Below are 18,008 nucleotides of genomic sequence, written 5' to 3'. Positions count from 1 at the left end.
CCGTACGCCTCCGTGAGGCGGGCGACGATGTCGCCGGAGGTCGAGTCCCTGGCGGTGAGCGCGAGGACCGTATCTCGTCTAGGCCGTGTATCGAAAGCATGGACGGGCCGGACGATGTGATGTCCAAGTCCGGCCCGTCCGTCTGCCGCTAAAGGTCGAGTTGGTACTGGTGTGTCGTGTGCGTGGGCGTGTAGCCGAGACTGTCGTTGATCTGTCTCATGTGCGTGTTGCTGTCGGCGGTGTCAGTGAGGAGGCCGCCGAGGTCTGGATAGCGCCCATGGGCGTGTCGGATCGACTCGGCCTTCATCCATCGGCCGAGGCTGTGTCCACGGTGCTCGGGCAACACGCCGGTGCCGTAGTGCTGGCCATCACCTCTGCCGTCGCCAGGGACGACCAGCTCGGTGAACCCGGCGATCGAGCCGTCGGAGGCGTCGACGGCCACGACGGTGTGCAGCTGGTCGCCACGCTGTTCGACGGCCTTCGCCGCGGCCCGGACCCGGTCCACGTCCCAGGTCACGGTGCCGTAGTCGGTGTCGTCCATGGGCATGTCGTCCATGGCGCGGCGTGAGGCGGCGAACGTCTCGGCGAGGCCGTCGGGCACGGTTCCGTGCCATGACATCAGCCGGTAGCCGGGATGCGGACGCTCGATGATGCGGGCGAGGGTGCTGGTGTCCGCGTCGGCCAGTGGCAAGCGGGAGAACCTCAGGGTGAGGACCTTCCTGAAACCGCGCGCCGGCAGGAAGTGGTCGCCTGGCGATCCGGCCTCGGCCTGCGCGATGACGCAGCGTCGGGCATCGGCCCGGGCGGCGGCAACGGCGGCGTCGAGGAGCTGCGAGCCGACGTGCTGGCGTCGCTCCGCCGGATGGACCTGGAGGGCCCGCGCGGGGCGTCCTGAGTGCCTGACCGATACAGGTGACAGCGAGCAGGACTGGTCCGCATTGGGGACTGTGGGACTGCGTGGGCGACGGGATCGCCGTACGGTTCAAGTGTAGGGATGGTCCTGATGCCGCGGCAGGGGCACTCGCCGGGCCAACGCCGCAGGCGAGGGCTCTGTGCCAGCTGGAACGCCGCGTCGGCGCGGGGGCAGGCCCCGACCCGCCAAAACTCGTTCACCACAGCGGAGCGATACCGGGAGGATCACGATAATGACGAAGCAGGAAGCGGCGGACACGGTCCGCAGCGCCCTGATCGGGCACGGTGTGACCTGGGCGCAGCTGGCAGAGGCGGTCGGCCGTCCGGTCATCTGATCCACGGCGGCCCCCCTGGGGCAGAACCCGATGGCGGCCGCCGAGGCCGAAGCCGCCGCGTCCGCCATGGGCTTGGGCCAGAACGTCGTGAAAGCGCCCCAGTTGCAGCCCACTCGCCCTCGGCACGCTGGGCGCCGCGGTCCCCACTGATCCGACGATCTACCGCCTGTACGAGGCGCTCCAGGTGGACGGGCCGACCCTCAAGGAACCCATCCACGAGGAGTTCCGCGACGGGATCATGAGCGCCATCAACTTCCGCATGGTCATCAAGCGCGTGCCGGACCCCGAGGGCGACCGGGTGGAAATCGTGCTCAACGGTAAGTTTCTGCCCTATCAGTGGTGAACAGCGCGCGACGGGCTTTCCCCCTCCCGGGTATCCGCGCCCCTCTATGAGACAACGACACGAACTCAGGAGTCGACATGACCGACGAATCGCGCCCCCCATTTCCTCCGTTCACCCGGGAGACGGCCATCGAGAAGGTACGTCTGGCCGAGGACGGCTGGAACTCCCGCGACCCGGAGAAGGTCGCTCTCGCCTACACCGTGGACTCGCGCTGGCGGAATCGCGCCGAGTTCGCCAACGGCCGCGAGGAGATCGTCGCCTTCCTCACGCGCAAGTGGAAGCGGGAGCTGGACTACCGGCTGATCAAGGAGCTGTGGGCCTTCGACGGCAACCGGATCGCGGTGCGCTTCGCCTACGAGTGCCACGACGACTCGGGCAACTGGTACCGCTCGTACGGCAACGAGAACTGGGAGTTCGACGACAACGGCCTGATGCGCCGGCGCTACGCCTGTATCAACGACCTTCCGATCAAGGAGCCGGAGCGCAAGTTCCACTGGCCGCTGGGCCGCCGCCCCGACGACCACCCGGGTCTGAGTGAACTCGACCTCTGACATCCGTAGGACCAAGCGAAGCTGATACGACCACACCTGGGAGCCGGGTTGTTCGGCGGTGCTGCAGATTTTTAGCGCCGCCGAGCAACCGGCCGGCCCTTAAGGCGTCGGCTGCACTCAGTCCGAGTGGGACCGTTTCATTAAATTCTGCATCCTCGCAACAACAAGCGGGCGCCGAGTTTCGTGCGATTGAGCGTGGAGCGCATGAGGGGAGGTACTGTGGTCGGATGGCGTGAGGTTTTCTCTGAGTTTGCCGGGACCGCTCTCCTGCTGCTTTTTGGCCTAAACGCAATAGTTATGGATTTTTCGCAGGATTCTCCCATGATGTCACTCATTCCGAGCGGGGATTTGCGGAGACTCCTCACAGCTGTAATCTTCTCCCTCTGTGGAACTCTCATTATCTACTCTCCGTTGGGTCGCATCAGTGGGGGACACATCAACCCAGCTGTCACCGTGGCCTTCTTGCGACTAGGAAAAATAAGCGCGAAGAGTGCCATAGCCTACATAGTGGCCCAGGTTGCTGGAGCGGCTGCCGGGGCAGTGATTGTGTCGTTTATCTGGGGACATCGAGTCAAGAATTCACGTTTGATGGTTACGGTTCCTGGACCCATGGGAACGTGGGCAGCCTTGGCAGTCGAAACGGCGGCGACTTTTCTGCTCATTTCTCTAATATTGGTTCTTCTTGAGAGGCCTCGCTTGATGCCCTTTGCCGCAGCGGCGGCTGGTGCATTGGGGGTCATATTGGTTTTCCTCGCGGCACCTGTCTCGGGAGCTGGATTGAACCCTGCACGGAGCCTCGCTCCCGCCGCCATCAGTAACACGTGGGGGGATCTGTGGGTGTATCTGCTGGCCCCTGTGTGCGGTTCTCTCGGTGCGGCGATAATGCATCAGATGAGGCGGCGTGCCATTCCATGTGGGAAGCTTATACATGATAGGGCTTACGTGTGCCACCTCAAAAACTGCCTCTATAACGAATTTCGCCGGACTGAATGAAAAGCTAATACTCCAGTCGCAGTTCACTACTGAACTTGATCGGGTGATGTCGGGGCCGTTTGCCTGACGGGCCGGGGTCGTTCTGTGTACGGCTGGACGGTGAGATACGCGCAGGGCGGCGGCCTGACCGACACCGAGAGGGTCATGCGGGAGCGGATCCGACTGAAGGCAGTCGTCCGCTTCGAGGGCGGGAAGAAGGACGGAGAGATCGCCGCCGCGCCGAGGGTGAGCGAGCGTTCGGTGGAGCGTTGGCTCCGGCAGTGGCGGGAACGGGGACAGGGGCCTGCCGATCAATAACTCGTCGATCTTGGTGGGGATTACGGGAGGGTGGGGTCGTGCCCGGCGATCGCGGCGAGTTGCTGTGCCGTGGTCACGGTGACGGCGCCGGCCAGGACCTTGTACCCGAGCGCGGTGAGCACGGGGGTGACCTCCTGGAGGGTCCCGCCGATTCAGAAACCCTTGGGCGCGGCGGCCCGGTCCCTGTGCCGCCGACACTCCTCGCCCTTTCAGCCCAGGGCAAGTAGCCCCCTGTGACCAGTGATCTGGACACCCTAGCCCTAAGTTTCCGGCCACCTGACGCGCCGTCGGGCGATGGGTGGGTGGCGTCTGCTCACTTCCGTGTTGGGCTGCTTACCGGGCCCCGTGGCGGGTGACTCTGTGGCCCGGCTAAGGTCCCCCTGGGGTTGCCGGCGCCACCGGCGGGTTGAACCGTGAATACTGCGGCGCGGACCAGACCAGGGCGCCGTCCGGGTGGTCGATCTGGACGACCTTGGCCACCTGGAACTCCACCGTTCTCTCCGCGCCGGGGAATTCAGCGGCGGTGTCCGCACTCCAGTCGATCACCGCCGTACCTGTCAGGTGCAAGGTCCTGCCGACCTTCCAGTCGATGAACAACAGGCCCGCGGCCGGGTTGACGGTGAGATTTCCCAGGGTCATCAGCATCGTGTTCCCTTCGTAATCGGGCCATTGGACCCGTTGCGGGGACAGGCTGCTGACGAAGCCGGGGTTGCCGCCGCGATGGGAGGCATCGGCGTCACCCGCCGTGGAAGCGGAGGCAATGAAGAACGTGTCCGCGGTGTCAATCATCCGGCGCTGCTCCGGGAGCAGTTCGCTGCTCTCCGACACCTGGGGCTTCCTGGGCGCAGGTGCTGCCTCCTGCGGTTCGCGGCTCTGGATGTATTTGGGGCAATTGCCGTATGCCTGGTCCACTGAAAGTCTGAGTCCCCCTGCCGCGGGCACGGTCCGACCGTTGATCCTCAGGCGTCGACGGTTTTTCAAGTCGATGGCAAGAGTGCCCGCAAGTGCAGGTGCCGCCAAGACCGCCGCCAGCGGGTCGACGTCCAAAAGGCGCGCTCCGATGAGCACCTCGCGAGGGCCAAGCGCCTGCAGGAATCCCGGCTGTCCGTACACCATGGACGCCCACATTTGACCGTCCGGTGCAGTTGCTCCGACAATCAGGAACCGCAGATCGGCAAGGAAGTCGCGGGCGCCACGGGGAAGTCTGTCACTGATGATCGGGCGCAGGTGATCGGCGTGCTCACGGAATCCTGCGCGGTCCTGAGCGGCCAACTCACCCTTATGGTAGGAGGCCAGATGGGAGCTGCTATTGCTCATGGTGGCCTTCCTAACTGCTGCCAGCGCCTTCAGGCAGCGGCGGCATACGGTCGGAAGAAGAATTTTTCATGCCGCGTATGACCACGCTAGAGCTGGCTACCCGCACGGCCGACGATCCGATGGATGGGTGGGAGCGGACGGTTCATTCCAGCGTAGCCCCGCAGCCATCGCGAGGCGGCGCAGTGATAAGTGAAGACGCATATTTGGAATTCGGGCCCACCCGAGTATTTGGCGCTGTACAGACAAGTTGCGCTCCGCAGAGGCGGGACGGTGACCCTCCGCAACCTCCTCGTGCCTTAATGCATCCGCGATTCCCGTTTCGCCATCTGCAAAGGAAATCTAAAAGGTCGCATTTATCCGTCTCTGTGTTGCTGTCCCCGGGGGGCGGGTCTAGCGTGAACACGTTGTGCCCAACGCCATCTGTCTCGAGGCGCCACGCCGCCGAGGGGAAAACACTCCCGAGCCTGAGCAGGTGACCACCCCTCCCGATCATCGCAGCGAAAGGGGTTGCCTGCGGGCGGATTTGACGCATATTCCGCGCTCGAAGATCCCAGGAGGTCGGTCGTCATGCTCCCCACGCACCACAAAACAGCAACTGTTAACGGCCAAGAGGTCTTCTACCGCGAGGCTGGTCCCACTGAAGCACCGGTCGTCCTGCTGCTGCATGGATTTCCCAGCAGCTCACACATGTTCCGTCATCTCATCCCGGCACTGGCCGACCGGTATCACGTGATCGCTACCGATCACATCGGCTACGGCCAGTCGTCCATGCCCAAGGTCGGAGAATTCGACTACACCTTCGACAACCTGGCCAATATTACTGGGGGGCTGCTCGACGAGCTGGGCATCAAGCGCTTCTCCATCTACGTGCACGACTACGGGGCACCCATCGGGTGGCGGCTGGCCCTCAGTCCCTCCTATGAAGTCACCACGATCATCTCGCAGAGCGGCAACGCCTACATGGAGGGGTTCGCCAAGCCCTTCTGGGACGACCTGTTCGCCTACGCCACCGCTCCCGGACCCGACACCGAACCGGGCGCGCGGGCCAAGTTCGCCTCGGAGACGACCCGCTGGCAGTACGAGAACGGTGCCACCGACAAGAGCCTGGTCAGCCCGGACAACTGGCTTCACGACCAGGCCCTGCTGGACCGGCCAGGCAACGACGAGGTGCAGCTGGCACTGTTTCGTGACTACCCGACCAACATCGACGGCTACCCGCAGCTGCAGGAATACTTCCGCACCAGCCAGGTGCCGGTGCTCGCGGTCTGGGGCGAGAGGGACGAGATCTTCGGGCCGGACGGCGCGCGGGCGTTCTCCCGTGACCTGCCCGACGCGGAAGTCCACCTGCTGCCGGCCGGGCACTTCGCCCTGGAGACACACCTGGATGCCATCAGCGGCTACATCCACGGGTTCCTCGGTCGCGTCCTCACCTGAGGCGCGGACGGAATCCTGGGCTGCACCTGGGCGAAAAAGGAGGAGTCATGACTCATGAAACAGCCCAGGAGGCCAGCGTCCGAGAGACCGGCGGGAGGTTTTTCCGGCTGCTCGGTGAGTGCGTCGCCGACGTCTTCGCCGAGGAGATCGACTGGTTTGTGCCTGGAGACCAAAGCATGCTGCCGCGGGCCGGTCGGCGCACGCGACACGAACAGGTTCCCCTTCAAGACTCTGTGGCCGGTGTTCGTCCCGGAAAAGAGCGAGACGAGCATCGACAAGATCCTCGTCGACGGCGCCGACGCGGCGGCCTTGGGCCGGTTCAGCCTTGCCGTGAAAGCGAACGGCCGCCACGTCGGAATGCTCGTCGCCTTCCACTTCACCGTCGAGTTGGGTACTTGGTCCGGCTGCACCTGTACGAGGACACCGACCTGGTCGCCAGGGCCGTGACTGCAAGCGACTGAGACGGCGGCCAAGAGGCCCGGAACCGATGCAAGTCGCTTCCCTGTCAAGGCTCTACCAGTTCCTGACATGGGAAGTAGCGGTAAGAGAGGTGGCTGGTGGCCACGTTGATGGCAGTGAACGTCGGGATGCCCCGCGACGTGCCCTGGCACGGCAGGACGGTGCACACCGGCGTGTACAAGCAAACCGTCGCCGGGCCGCAGATGGTGCGGCGCCTCAACATCGATGGCGACGGCCAGGGTGATCTGGGCGGGCATGGCGGCGAACAGCGGGCGGTACTGGTCTACCAGACCGATTCCTACCTGTTCTGGGCGAAGGAGCTGGGCCGCGACGACCTGGCGCCCGGCCAGTTCGGGGAGAACTTCACCGTCGACGGCCTGCCGGACGACGAGGTCTGCATCGGCGACCGCTACCGCATCGGCGGCGCGCTCTTCGAAGTCACCCAGCCCCGGGTGACCTGCTACCGCGTGGGCCTGCGTATGGGAGAGCCGCAGATGGCGGCGCTGCTCGTGGCCCACCACCGCCCCGGCTTCTACCTGCGGGTGATCGAGGAGGGCCAGGTCGAGGCCGGGCAGGAGATCGTCAAGGTATCCACAGGCCCCGAGGCGATGACCGTCGAGGAGATCGACCGAGTGCTCTACCTACCTGGACACACACGCCAGCAGGTCGAACGGGCCCTGCGGATCCCGGCCCTCAGTCCCGGCTGGCAGGGCTCCATGCAGACTCTCCTGGACCAGGCCGACAGCGAGGCGGCCGACGGCTCCTCGGGCAGCGCCGGGCTGAACAAGGCCGCCACTGCCCCGCCGCCCAGCTGGCCCGGCTTCCGCCCGCTGACCGTCACGCGCATCGAGCCCGAGAGCCGGAGTGTGTTCTCACTGTCCCTGGCCGCAGCCGACGGTTCAGCACTGCCCACTGCTTTGCCCGGTCAGTTCCTCACCGTGAAGGTCCCGATCGAGGGAGACGTGCCGCCGCTGATCCGCACCTACTCCCTGTCCGGCGAGTCCGGCACCGGCACCTACCGCATCAGCGTCAAAGTCGAACCGCACGGCGCTGCCAGCAACGAGCTACGCGCCCACATACGCGTCGGCGACACCCTGGACGCGGCCGCGCCCCGCGGAACGTTCTGCCTGTCCAAAGGCGACAACCCGGTGGTGCTGCTGTCCGCGGGAGTGGGGGCGACTCCCGTGCTGGCCATGCTCCACGCGCTTGCGCGTGACCGCTCCCCGCGCCAGGTGTGGTGGCTGCACGCAGCCCGTGACAGCACCGAGCATCCCTTTGCTCAGGAGAGCCACGACCTGATCGAAGGCCTTGCGAACGCCCGGTCAAGCATCTTTTACAGCAAACCGAGCGACGCCGACCGCAAGGGCGTCGACTACACAGAGGCCGGCCGGCTCTCGGCCGACCGCATCTTGGGTCTAGGCCTGCCGACCGACGCCGACGCCTACCTTTGCGGGCCCGTGGGTTTCATGAACAGTGTCACCGCCGCGCTCGTCGACGCCGGGCTGGAAACGTCGCGAGTGCACACCGAGATCTTCGGCGCCGGGCCCTCCCTCACCCCGGGAGTGAAAGGTTCCTCGACCGCACCCGCGCCCCACCAGCCCGCAGGCCCCGTCGGCACCGGTCCTCCCGTCTCCTTCGCCCGTAGCGGCCTCACTGTCCCCTGGAACGACAGTCAGGACTCCCTGCTCGAACTCGCCGAAGCGTGCGACGTCCCCGTCCAGTGGTCGTGCCGCACCGGCGTCTGCCACACCTGCGAACTCGCCCTGATGTCCGGCACCGTCGACTACTCACCTGATCCGGTCGAACCACCAGCCGAAGGCAACATCCTCATCTGCTGCTCCAAGCCCACCGAAGGCGTCGTTTTGGATCTGTAAGTCGACCAGGATGCCGGTGCACAGACCGGCATCGTCACTGCGAAGCCTCCACCTCCAGGCCCTTCGGCGAAACCTGCGGGCGCAGGTAGTCCGCCGTCCGGCATGTCAGTCCCCACCGAGGACGCCCCAGGAACCAGGAGTGATCTACCCACGACGACACGTGCCCCTCCTTTCCTTCGACGGACCGCGGCAGAGGGCATGCCACACAGGACGGAGATGGTCGACATGGTCGACCCGGTTGAGGAGTTCGACCTGCTCGTCGTAGGCGGCGGAAAGGCCGGCAAGACGCTCGCCATGGATTGGGCCAGGAGCGGCAAACGGGTCGCCATGGTAGAGCGGGGCATGATCGGCGGCACCTGCATCAACGTCGCCTGCATCCCCACCAAAGCTCTGGTAGCCAGCGCCCGCGCCATGCGCACCTTCGCCCGGGCGCGACAGCTGGGGTTTGTGACTGAAACCCCCGAGGCCAGCGCCGAACTGCTGCGCACGCATAAGACCGGCGTGGTGGAAGGCATGGTCACCATCAATCACAAGCAGTTCGTCGACTCCGGCATGGACTTCATCCTCGGAGAGGCCCGCTTCACTGCGGAACGCACGGTAGCGGTGACCCTGAACAGCGGCGGCACCCGGAGGCTGCGCGGCGCCGAAGCGGTCGTCAACACCGGGACGACCCCACTCCTGCCCGACATCCCAGGCCTGGCGGACGCGCGTGTACTCACCAGTGAGACCCTGCTGCACCTGGAGCGGCTGCCGGAGCACCTGATCGTGATCGGCGGCGGCACGGTCGGTCTGGAGTTCGCGGACATGTTCGCGGCCTTCGGCAGCCGGGTGACCCTTGTGGCCCGGGGCCCGCGGCTGCTGGCGAGGGAGGACGAAGACATTGCGCAGGCGGTCACCAGCCTGCTGGCCGCCGGTGGCGTTGACGTACTCACCCACCGTTCCACCACCTCCGTCCGACGGGGCGCGGACGGACGGGTCATTGTGGCACTGTCCGACGGCACGGTGCTGAGCGGCGACGAGGTGCTTGTCGCAGTCGGCCGCCGACCCGTCACTGCCGGACTTGACCTCCCTGCCGCCGGGGTCCGGACCACAGCAGCCGGCTTCGTCGCCGTCGACGACCGCCTGGCCACCTCCGCCCCACACACATGGGCCGCTGGAGACGTCGCCGGCAGCCCGCAGTACACACACATCTCCCTGGACGACTACCGGATCCTTAAGGCCAACCTTGCCGGCGGTTCCCGCTCCACAAAGGACCGGCTTGTTCCCCACACCACTTTCCTCACCCCGGAACTAGCCCGCATCGGGCTCACGGAGTCCCAGGCCCGTGCCGCCGGACACCAAGTGCGCGTCGCCCGACTGCCGGTGGCCGCCATCCCGCGGGCGCGTACGATGCGGGATACGGACGGCCTCTGGAAGGCCGTGGTCGACGCCCGCACCGACCGCATCCTGGGCGTGGCCCTCCTAGGCCCGGAGAGTGGCGAGACCCTCACCACAGTGCAGACCGCCATGCTCGCCGATCTCCCCTACACCGCCCTCCGCGACATGATTATCACGCACCCCACCATGACCGAAGGACTGAATCTTCTCTTCGCCGTACTCCAGGACTAACGAGGTGACCGCCCTAGCGATCGCAGGTCCGCGTCGACGTCCGCAGGAAGACGCGAGCAGCAGATCAGGGCGGTGCCGTCGGTCAGCCGACCGTTGTCAGTAGCAAGCCTTCCGCGCGAGTCCACACCCCATCTGCTCCTTGCAGCCGCTGGCGGACCTGGTCCTGGACCTGTGACCGCGGCGCTGGGGGCGTCTACGCGACGTGTCCGGAGCGACCGCGGCCGCCTTCTCAGTCCTGGAGCGGGTAAGCGCCACCCAATCACCGGTGGTGCAGGTCACTACAGCGGCGGGCGCCGCGGTGTCACTTGCCCCGCCCGGGCTGGCGTGGGGCGTAGAGGGCTTCGCGGAGGGCGCCGGTGGTCTCCGCGACGGCGTCCTTGGCGGCCTGGGTGCCGGCCAGGGCGTCGAGCATCATGAAGTCGTGGGTGATGGACCCGTAGTGCGAGAGGGTGACGGGAACTCCGGCGGTTTGCAGTTTCGCGGCGTAGGCATTGGCCGCGTCGAGCAAGGCGTCCGAGTCGGTGATCATCAGTGCTTCGGGGAGGCCACGCAGTTGATCGACACTGGCGTTCAGCGGTGAGGCGAGTGGCTGGGCGCGGACGGCGGGGTCGGGGGCGTAGGCATCCCAGAACCACTTCATGGCCGGGAGGGTGAGCCAACAGCCCTCCGCGAGCCGATTGTAGGAGGCGGTGTCGAAGCGGGCGTCGGTGACCGGGTAGAGCAGGACCTGCCGGACAAAGTGCGGTCCGCCGCGTTGCTTGGCCATCAGGGTGACGGCGGCGGTCATGTCGCCGCCGACGGAGTCACCGGCGATGGCAAGCCGGGTGGGGTCGATATCGATCGTGCGGCCGTTGCGGGCGACCCACTGGGCGACTGTGTAGGCCTGCTCGATCGGGACCGGGAATTGGGCTTCGGGGGAGGGCGTGTAGTTGACGAACACCACGGCGGCCCGCGCCCCGTTGGCGATCTGGCGTACCAGGCGGTCGTGGGTCATCGCATTGCCGAGGACCCAGCCGCCGCCGTGGATGTAGACAATGCCGGGCAGCGGGCCCTTGACGCCGGCCGGCCGGACGACACGGATGGACACCGGCCCGGTGGGGCCGCCCGGGACTGTCCGCTCGGTGATGTTGGCGGGCAGCTTGGCCACGGGCCCCGATTGCAGCTTGTCGAGCACCTGGCGAGCGGCCTTGTAGGACAGGGTGTACAGCGGTGGGCCGTCGGCGGCCGCCAACTGGTTGAGGAAGTCCTGGTCCTGCTTCTCCAACTTCACCGGCGGCTTGCCGCACGGGGCGTACTTCGGCGCGACCCTGTCGGCCACCGCGGCAGCAGGGTCTTCCCGGGGGTTCACTGTGCGGCCCGTCCGGTCGGCGCAGGCGCTCAGGACGCTGGCTGCGACGAGCGCCGCAGCTATGCCGTAGCGGGCCCTGCGCCGTATGGAGACATCGGGAACGGAGGTCATGGTGGTGGTTCTCATTCCTGATCGAAGGCCCCCGGACCATCGTGTGGAGGAATCTGACCCCAGACCACCAGAGCTAATCCTAACGAGTGGCGTCATCGCCACTTTGCGTGGATCGGGTGGCGGCCGGACATCGGCTGCCACAGACTGTCGATGCCAGAAAGCAGGCACGGGCACGCCTACAGCCGACGATGCCATCCGCGCCTGAGAATCGCCGCACCTGGCCCTGGCGCCCCGACTGGCCACCGCGTTCACCCGACTCGCCGTCCTCCCGCACCTTGAACGGCTGCGCCGGACGGTCTGACGTCCCTGCAGAGCGGCCAGCTTGAGGTGATGCAACCGCCCACACCGTGTGAGACCGGGCCATGGACTGGCACGGCCGCAGGGGCAAGGCGCGGCTAGAAGCTTCCCCTTACGAGGTTGTGCTCGATTGTGGGTGGGGCGTCGTGATCTTGGTGTCGGCGGTCATTGCCTTTCAGCGGGCTGGCTTGTGACCGATGGGACGCTGGGCGCACGATGACCGCGTGAATGACTGGATTCGTGCCCGGAACGGTTGGACGATCCTTCTGATGTTCTGGGGGCTCACGCTGACCGGCGGGCTGCTCGGGGAAGCGATGTCACGGATGGTCTTCGAGAACCACCCCGCGGCATCTGTCACCTCGAACCTGCCTTGGCTGGTGGGCGGCTCTCTGTTTGTGGCCCTTAGCGGCACCGTTGGTGTTCTGCGGCGGCGCCGGCGGCAAGGCTGACGAGCACCGGCAATGCCGGGTCCAGCGGTCGGGGACGTGGAGAAGGCCGCGCGAGTTGGTGTTGTTGTGATGCAACACCTAGCCCGCGCGGCCTTGTCCCACCGTATCTTCACTGGTCTCCAGCGCCGTCGACTCGGCGAGTTGATCGGCGAGTTGGCCGACGCATGGACGGCATCGGAAGAGGGGCGACTGCATGACCGCCGGGGCCACGACCGCATGCGTGCGGCTGGCGCAGGACCCCGTCACCAGTTGGTGTTCACCGACCGTGTCATCGCTGCTTTGGTCATCCTGCGCTTCCAACTCCCACACGCGGCGCTGGCCGTGCTCTACGACGTGGACCGCTGCACGATCACCCGGGCCGTCCACGAAATCCGCCCGCTCCTGGCTGCCCGTGGCTTCGCCGTGCCAGGCCGTCCCGACGTGCGGCTTCGCACGCTGGCGGATGTCTTTGCCTATGCCGCGGCTGAAGGCGTCGACGTTCTCGACCGTCCGGCTGCGGACCAAGGTCACCCGCGGCGCCGGCTCCCGCACCGCCGCCCTCGCCATGGTCTTCAAGCTCGTCGAGTCCGCCCAGCAGCGGTGGCAGGCGGTGAACGCACCCCACCTCGTCGCCCTCGTCCGTGCCGGATCCCGCTTCGAACGCGGCCAACTCGTCGAACGCCCCGCCGCCCTGGCAGCATGACCGGCTTCAGCCAAGCGCCCAGAGAGGCATCTGCCATGTCCGACCTCGACAGCCAGGTTCCCTACTGGGACGCCGCCGCGGCCACCAAGACATTCACCCACCCGCTCCACCTGCCCTGGCTCGACGGGATCAGCAGGCACGCCGCGATCCTCGACTACGGATGCGGCTACGGCCGCATCATGAAGGAGCTCGAACAGCACGGCTTCGACCACCTCACGGGCGTCGACGCCTCACCGGCAATGATCAGTCGGGCACGCCGCCTGCACCCCCACCATGCGCTTTGCCGCCCTGGACGCACCACCGGCCTCGCCCTGTCCGGACGCAGGCTTCGACGCCGTTCTGCTCTTCGCCGTGCTGACCTGCATTCCCGGCGATGAAGCCCAGCACCGATTGATGCATCCTCAAGCCCGGCGGGTTCCTCTACATCAGCGATCTTCTGCTGCAGGACGACGAACGCAACCGCAGCCGTTACGGCCGCCATGCTGATCACTACGGCAGCTATGGCGTGTTCGAAACCGGCGACGGTGCGGTCTGCCGCCACCACCCCCGCGAAAGGTTCTCCACCCTGCTCACCGATTTCCAGAACGTCGACACCCGGACCATCACGGTGCCCACCATGAACGGGCACGAGTCAACGGGGATCCAGATCCTCGCCCGCAAGCCCACATCAGCATGAACGCAGCTCAGATCCACGGGTATTGACAATTACTCACCGATCAGCCTTGTAGGGAGCGTGTCCATTCCTGCACTCGTCGGGGCCGGGCCGTCTCTCGCGAACGCCTCAGCTCCACGTCCCGCAGCAGCCCTGAGCCGCGTCAGTCGAGGGCGTGGCTGCGGCCGGTCTGCAGGATCTCGTCGGAGAGCTCGGGCTCGACGTGGCGTACGGCGCGGGCGAGCATCAGCGCGCCGACCATTTCGCTGAGCAGGCGGATGGCCCTGTGGCGGGCCTCGCCCGGGTCGAGCTCGTGCCCCTTCTCCTCGGCTTCACGCAGGAACTCGGCGGCGAAGCCGGTGAGATACCCCTCGACGCCTTCGGCGTACGCGCTCTGCACGGCTTCGCTGTGCCGTCCGGCGTCGGTGACCAAGGAGGCGGAGGGACAGCCGCCGTCCTGGGCGTCACGGTGCGCGGTGGACAGGTAGCCGGCCACGACTCGCTCCAGCGGAGAGCCGGCCTGGCCCGGACCGTCCTCGATCGTCCGGGCCAGGCCCCCGAGCGAGGCGGCGAAGGAGGCACCGCACACCTCCACGGCCAGGTCGTTCTTGGAGGCGAAGTGGTTGTAGAAGCCGCCGTGGGTGAGTCCGGCTTCCTTCATCAGCTCGGCGATACCGACCGCGTCGATGCCCTGAGAGCGGAACATGCGGCCCGCCGCTTCGAGGATGTTCTGCCGGTTGCGGGCCTTGTCCTCCTTGGTGATCCGCGGCATGGCCGTCCTCTCGCGTCGCTCTCGATTTGACCTTTTTGATGACGCCTCTCATCATAGCAGGAGTTCCAATGATGCTCATCATCAATAGATCGTGGAAAGGGAGAGTCATGCGCGCCATCGCCTACGACCAGCACGGAGAAGCCGGGCAGGTACTACGCCTGAGCGAGCAGCCGGCCCCTGCTGCGCCCGCGGCCGGGCAGGTGCGGGTGCGGGTGCTGTCCCGGCCGATCCACCACGGCGACCTGGCGGGAGTGGAGGGCCTTGCGGGTGGGCCGCGGCAGCGGTTCGCCACGCCACGGATTCCCGGCGTGGAGGGAATGGGCGTCATCGAGACCGTCGGCGAGGGCGTGCAGGATCTGCGGCCCGGTCAGCGGGTGGCGTTCTTCCCGGTGCCGGGCGCGTGGAGCGAACTCGTCACGACGCCGGCCGATCTTGTGGTGCCGGTGCCCGAGGAACTCAGCGACGAGACCGCGGCTTTGATGCTGGTCAACCCACTCACCCTGCTCTCCTTGCTGCGGGCGGTCGAGGACGCCCAGCACGGCCAGGCCGGTCCGGTGGTGCAGACGGCCGCCGGTTCGTCGGTGGGAAAGCTGGTCAGCGCCGCAGCACTCAAGCACGGCATCCCGCTGGTCAACCTGGTACGCAGCGCCACGGGGGCGCAGACCTTGCGCCAGCGCTTCCCCGGACTGCCGACCATCTCGACGGCCGACGCGGACTGGCGCACTCAGGTCCAGGACGCGACCGGCGGCCGGGGTGCCCAGGTCATACTGGACGCAGTGGGCGGATCCCTGACCGGTGAACTGGCCGGGCTGCTCACCGACGGCGGCACGCTGATCACCTACGGAGGGCTCGGTTCCGGCAGCACGCCGCTGGAGTCGCTCGCGCTGACCCCGCGGGCCCTGACCGTGCAGGGCACGTCCGTCTTCCACTGGATGGCCGCCCGCACCCCTGAGGAACGGGCCGAGGACGTCGCCTTCGCCGCCCGTCTGGCCGCGACCGCCCCGGAACTCTTCGAGGTCGCCGCCAGCTACGACCTCGCCGACTTCGCGAAGGCCATCGACCATGTCCGCCGCCCCGGCAAGAGCGGAACCGTCCTGCTCACCAGCCCCGCACCCTAAACCCCACGAAGGGCACCGCCATGAAGATCGGAACCCTCGGCGCCGGAACCGTCGCCCAGGCCATCGCCCGCCACGCCGTGGCCCACGGCCACCAGGTCGTACTGAGCAACAGCCGCGGCCCCGCCTCCCTGGCCGGCCTCGCCGACGAACTCGGACCGCTCGCCCACGCCGGCACCCCGCAGGAAGCCGCCGCGGCGGAACTCGTCGTGCTCGCAGTCGGCTGGCCCCAGATCCCGGACGCGGTAGCCGGCCTGCCACCCTTCGACGGGCGCATCGTCATCGACGCCACCAACCAGTTCGCCTCCCCGCCCCCGCACACGAAGATCGCCGACCTGGGCGAGCTGACCGGCAGCGAACACGTCGCCTCACTGCTGCCCGGAGCCCGCGTCGTCAAGGCGTTCAACACCCTCTACGGCCAGTACATCGCCGCCGACCCGCGCCACCAGGCCGGACGCCAGGTGCTGTTCCTCGCAGGCGACGACGCCGACGCCAAGACCACCGTCAAGGACCTCACCGCCGCCTTCGGCTTCGCCCCCGTCGACCTCGGCTCCTTGCGCCAGGGCGGACGCCTCATGCAGCTCGGCGGCCCACTCTCCGGCCTCCACGCCCTCAAACAGGACTGAGCCGGGCCCTCGCCCATTCCTCGCTCTCCTCCTCATCCACCCCTCAGCACAAGGAAGTTGCTCATGAACACCACCCAGCCCCTCCTGCAGCCCGTCCGCCTCGGCGCGCTGGAGCTCCCCAACAGCGTCGTCATGGCCCCCATGACCCGCGCCCGGGCTCAGAACGCCGAGCTGGCCCCCACCGACCTGCACGCGACCTACTACGCGCAGCGCGCCGGCGCCGGCCTGATCGTCACCGAGGGAACCTGGGTCAACCCCGACGCGATCGGCTTCATCCACGCGCCCGGCATCTACACCGACACGCAGACCGCCGGCTGGGTGAAGGTCACCGAAGCCGTCCACGAGGTCGGCGGGCGGATCGTCTCCCAGTTCGGCCACCTCGGCGCGGCCTCCCACCCCGACCACCTCGGCGGCCGCCTGCCCGCCGGACCTTCGGCCATCAACCCTGGCGAGAAGTCCTTCACCCCCTCCGGCCCGAAGGACACCGTCACCCCGCGCGCCTACACCGCTGCTGAGATCGCCGCCACCATCGCCGACTACCGCCATGCGGCCGAGAACGCCCGCCGCGCCGGCTTCGACGGCGTGGAAATCCACGCCCAGCAGTCCCACTTGATCCCGCAGTTCCTCAACCCGCGTCTCAACCAGCGCACCGACGCCTACGGAGGCAGCAGCGAGAAGCGGGCCCAGTTCCTCCTCGACATCCTCGACGCCGTCAGCGACGTGTGGGGCAGCGACCGCATCAGCGTGAAGATGTCCCCGGGCTGGGCCAACGGAACCACGTTCACCGCGGACGAGGAGACACTCGCCGACTACGACCAGCTGCTCAAGAAGCTCAGTGACAGCAACCTGGCCTACCTCCACCTCCTGGGCACCCCCGGCACCATCGAGGAGCGCACCGCCCTCTTCTCCCGCTACCGCGCCCACTACCAGGGCAACATCGTCGCCAACCTCGGCTTCACCCAGGCCCTCGGCAACGAGATCCTCGACCACGGGATCGTCAACGCGGTCTCCTTCGCCGAGCCCTTCATCGCCAACCCCGACCTGGTCGAGCGCTTCGCGCAGGGCCACCCGCTGGCCGGCGGCGACCGGGACACCTACTACGCCGGTCACGCCGAGGGCTACACCGACTACCCCGCCTTCTCCGCCAGCTGAGCAAGGAAGCCGACCGACTCCCTGAACGCTACTGGTCGCGAACCATAGCAAATGGGACAACACCACAGGTCGGGTACCTGCAGCAGCGGGCCCAGTCCCGAGCCACGGAACTGGGCCCGTTCGCATTGGGCAGATCCACCCCTTCCCGGCACTTTCGCCTCGCGGCACCCGGGGAGAATGGCTCGTATGAGCCCCGCCAGCCCCGCCAGCCGGAGCCCGCCGCCAGGCAGGTCACCATGCGCCCCGACCAGCAGAACGGGCACGACCGCGCGGTACGGCATCTGCATCGTCCAGGCCCGCGGGGCTTGTATGTGTCGGCGTGCGGGACGGGCAAGACGCTGGTCGGTATCCGTCTGGCGGGCACGCCCGGATCACAGCTGACCTTGGTGGTGGTGCCGACGCTGGATTTGATTGCGCAGACCGCGCTGGCTTGGCGGAAGGACGGCCGGGCCGAGGGATGGTGGCGGTGTGTTCGATGGACACCCGGGCCCACCAGAGCCTGGCCGAGGCGAAGGTTGGCTCCACCGGCGACGCCGCCGGCCTGGCCGCGGCGCTGTCGGCGGTCGCCCCTGGGGTCCTGGACGCGGTGACGGAGTTCTGTACCTACGACTCCCTGGACAAGATCGAGGCGGCGCAGCGCACCGGCCGCTCGGTGCCACCGTTCGATCTGGCTGGCGGAGT

The 18,008-nt window shown here is 67.2% G+C and carries 18 protein-coding genes and 3 pseudogenes; 17 read left to right on the top strand and 4 right to left on the bottom strand.

Annotation, left to right across the window (positions count from 1 at the left end):
* Window positions 1-148: 148 nt before the first annotated feature.
* Window positions 149-919 carry a GNAT family N-acetyltransferase gene (locus AB0D59_RS15820; RefSeq protein ID WP_362565536.1) on the bottom strand — a complete coding sequence of 257 codons (771 nt, stop codon included), beginning with the start codon at window positions 917-919 and terminating at the stop codon, window positions 149-151.
* Between the two features lie 512 nt (window positions 920-1,431).
* Between AB0D59_RS15820 and AB0D59_RS15815 the strand changes: the two genes are divergently transcribed.
* The 4 genes from AB0D59_RS15815 to AB0D59_RS15800 all read left to right on the top strand — a co-directional run bounded on the left by AB0D59_RS15815 (window position 1,432) and on the right by AB0D59_RS15800 (window position 3,431).
* Window positions 1,432-1,590 carry a hypothetical protein gene (locus AB0D59_RS15815; protein WP_362565143.1) on the top strand — a complete coding sequence of 53 codons (159 nt, stop codon included), beginning with the start codon at window positions 1,432-1,434 and terminating at the stop codon, window positions 1,588-1,590.
* A 77-nt stretch (window positions 1,591-1,667) separates the two neighbouring features.
* Window positions 1,668-2,141, top strand: coding sequence for a nuclear transport factor 2 family protein (locus tag AB0D59_RS15810; protein ID WP_362565141.1), 474 nt, complete (start codon window positions 1,668-1,670; stop codon window positions 2,139-2,141).
* A gap of 204 nt (window positions 2,142-2,345) precedes the next feature.
* A complete protein-coding gene (locus tag AB0D59_RS15805; RefSeq protein WP_362565139.1) occupies window positions 2,346-3,134 on the top strand; it encodes an aquaporin in 789 nt (262 codons plus the stop codon).
* 99 nt (window positions 3,135-3,233) lie between these two features.
* Window positions 3,234-3,431: a helix-turn-helix domain-containing protein gene (locus AB0D59_RS15800; RefSeq protein ID WP_362565138.1), complete on the top strand. Its 198-nt coding sequence runs from the start codon at window positions 3,234-3,236 to the stop codon at window positions 3,429-3,431.
* Window positions 3,432-3,800: 369 nt separating this feature from the next.
* Here AB0D59_RS15800 and AB0D59_RS15795 read toward each other — a convergent pair whose 3' ends face one another.
* Window positions 3,801-4,748, bottom strand: coding sequence for a pyridoxamine 5'-phosphate oxidase family protein (locus AB0D59_RS15795; RefSeq protein ID WP_362565136.1), 948 nt, complete (start codon window positions 4,746-4,748; stop codon window positions 3,801-3,803).
* A gap of 567 nt (window positions 4,749-5,315) precedes the next feature.
* On the opposite strand from AB0D59_RS15795, the gene AB0D59_RS15790 reads away from it, so the two are divergent.
* From AB0D59_RS15790 to AB0D59_RS15775, 4 genes are all read left to right on the top strand, one after another.
* A complete protein-coding gene (locus tag AB0D59_RS15790) occupies window positions 5,316-6,182 on the top strand; it encodes an alpha/beta fold hydrolase (RefSeq protein WP_362565134.1) in 867 nt (288 codons plus the stop codon).
* A 156-nt stretch (window positions 6,183-6,338) separates the two neighbouring features.
* A complete protein-coding gene (locus AB0D59_RS15785; RefSeq protein WP_362565132.1) occupies window positions 6,339-6,629 on the top strand; it encodes a hypothetical protein in 291 nt (96 codons plus the stop codon).
* Between the two features lie 122 nt (window positions 6,630-6,751).
* A complete protein-coding gene (locus AB0D59_RS15780; RefSeq protein WP_362565130.1) occupies window positions 6,752-8,515 on the top strand; it encodes an MOSC and FAD-binding oxidoreductase domain-containing protein in 1,764 nt (587 codons plus the stop codon).
* 216 nt (window positions 8,516-8,731) lie between these two features.
* On the top strand, window positions 8,732-10,123 hold the full coding sequence (locus tag AB0D59_RS15775) for an FAD-dependent oxidoreductase (protein WP_362565128.1): 1,392 nt from the start codon (window positions 8,732-8,734) through the stop codon (window positions 10,121-10,123).
* Window positions 10,124-10,424: 301 nt separating this feature from the next.
* Here AB0D59_RS15775 and AB0D59_RS15770 read toward each other — a convergent pair whose 3' ends face one another.
* Window positions 10,425-11,582 (bottom strand): alpha/beta hydrolase, encoded by a 1,158-nt coding sequence (locus tag AB0D59_RS15770; RefSeq protein ID WP_362565126.1) that lies wholly within the window; start codon window positions 11,580-11,582, stop codon window positions 10,425-10,427.
* Window positions 11,583-12,103: 521 nt separating this feature from the next.
* Here AB0D59_RS15770 and AB0D59_RS15765 point away from each other — a divergent pair.
* From AB0D59_RS15765 to AB0D59_RS15745, 5 genes and pseudogenes are all read left to right on the top strand, one after another.
* Window positions 12,104-12,328: a hypothetical protein gene (locus AB0D59_RS15765; RefSeq protein ID WP_362565124.1), complete on the top strand. Its 225-nt coding sequence runs from the start codon at window positions 12,104-12,106 to the stop codon at window positions 12,326-12,328.
* A 12-nt stretch (window positions 12,329-12,340) separates the two neighbouring features.
* Window positions 12,341-12,712 (top strand): annotated as a pseudogene (locus AB0D59_RS15760) (transposase family protein); the annotation flags it as partial.
* An 88-nt stretch (window positions 12,713-12,800) separates the two neighbouring features.
* A pseudogene (locus tag AB0D59_RS15755) lies at window positions 12,801-13,010 on the top strand (IS256 family transposase); the annotation flags it as partial.
* A gap of 35 nt (window positions 13,011-13,045) precedes the next feature.
* The gene (locus tag AB0D59_RS15750) at window positions 13,046-13,387 is read left to right on the top strand and encodes a class I SAM-dependent methyltransferase (protein ID WP_362565534.1); all 342 of its coding nucleotides are present in this window, start codon (window positions 13,046-13,048) and stop codon (window positions 13,385-13,387) included.
* 128 nt (window positions 13,388-13,515) lie between these two features.
* Window positions 13,516-13,686: a hypothetical protein gene (locus tag AB0D59_RS15745; RefSeq protein ID WP_362565123.1), complete on the top strand. Its 171-nt coding sequence runs from the start codon at window positions 13,516-13,518 to the stop codon at window positions 13,684-13,686.
* Between the two features lie 139 nt (window positions 13,687-13,825).
* Here AB0D59_RS15745 and AB0D59_RS15740 read toward each other — a convergent pair whose 3' ends face one another.
* Window positions 13,826-14,434 (bottom strand): TetR/AcrR family transcriptional regulator, encoded by a 609-nt coding sequence (locus tag AB0D59_RS15740; RefSeq protein WP_362565121.1) that lies wholly within the window; start codon window positions 14,432-14,434, stop codon window positions 13,826-13,828.
* Between the two features lie 107 nt (window positions 14,435-14,541).
* Between AB0D59_RS15740 and AB0D59_RS15735 the strand changes: the two genes are divergently transcribed.
* The 4 genes and pseudogenes from AB0D59_RS15735 to AB0D59_RS15720 all read left to right on the top strand — a co-directional run bounded on the left by AB0D59_RS15735 (window position 14,542) and on the right by AB0D59_RS15720 (window position 17,917).
* Window positions 14,542-15,552: a zinc-binding dehydrogenase gene (locus AB0D59_RS15735; RefSeq protein WP_362565119.1), complete on the top strand. Its 1,011-nt coding sequence runs from the start codon at window positions 14,542-14,544 to the stop codon at window positions 15,550-15,552.
* A gap of 17 nt (window positions 15,553-15,569) precedes the next feature.
* Window positions 15,570-16,175, top strand: a pseudogene (locus AB0D59_RS15730) (NAD(P)-binding domain-containing protein); the annotation flags it as partial.
* A 63-nt stretch (window positions 16,176-16,238) separates the two neighbouring features.
* Window positions 16,239-17,327 carry an alkene reductase gene (locus tag AB0D59_RS15725; protein ID WP_362565117.1) on the top strand — a complete coding sequence of 363 codons (1,089 nt, stop codon included), beginning with the start codon at window positions 16,239-16,241 and terminating at the stop codon, window positions 17,325-17,327.
* Window positions 17,328-17,563: 236 nt separating this feature from the next.
* Complete coding sequence (locus AB0D59_RS15720; RefSeq protein ID WP_362565115.1) at window positions 17,564-17,917, top strand: DEAD/DEAH box helicase family protein; 354 nt, start codon at window positions 17,564-17,566, stop codon at window positions 17,915-17,917.
* Window positions 17,918-18,008: the final 91 nt, after the last annotated feature.

It is taken from the genome of Streptomyces sp. NPDC048417, assembly GCF_040651615.1.
Lineage (GTDB): Bacteria > Actinomycetota > Actinomycetes > Streptomycetales > Streptomycetaceae > Streptomyces.
This window is presented reverse-complemented; position numbering and strand designations above follow the sequence as displayed.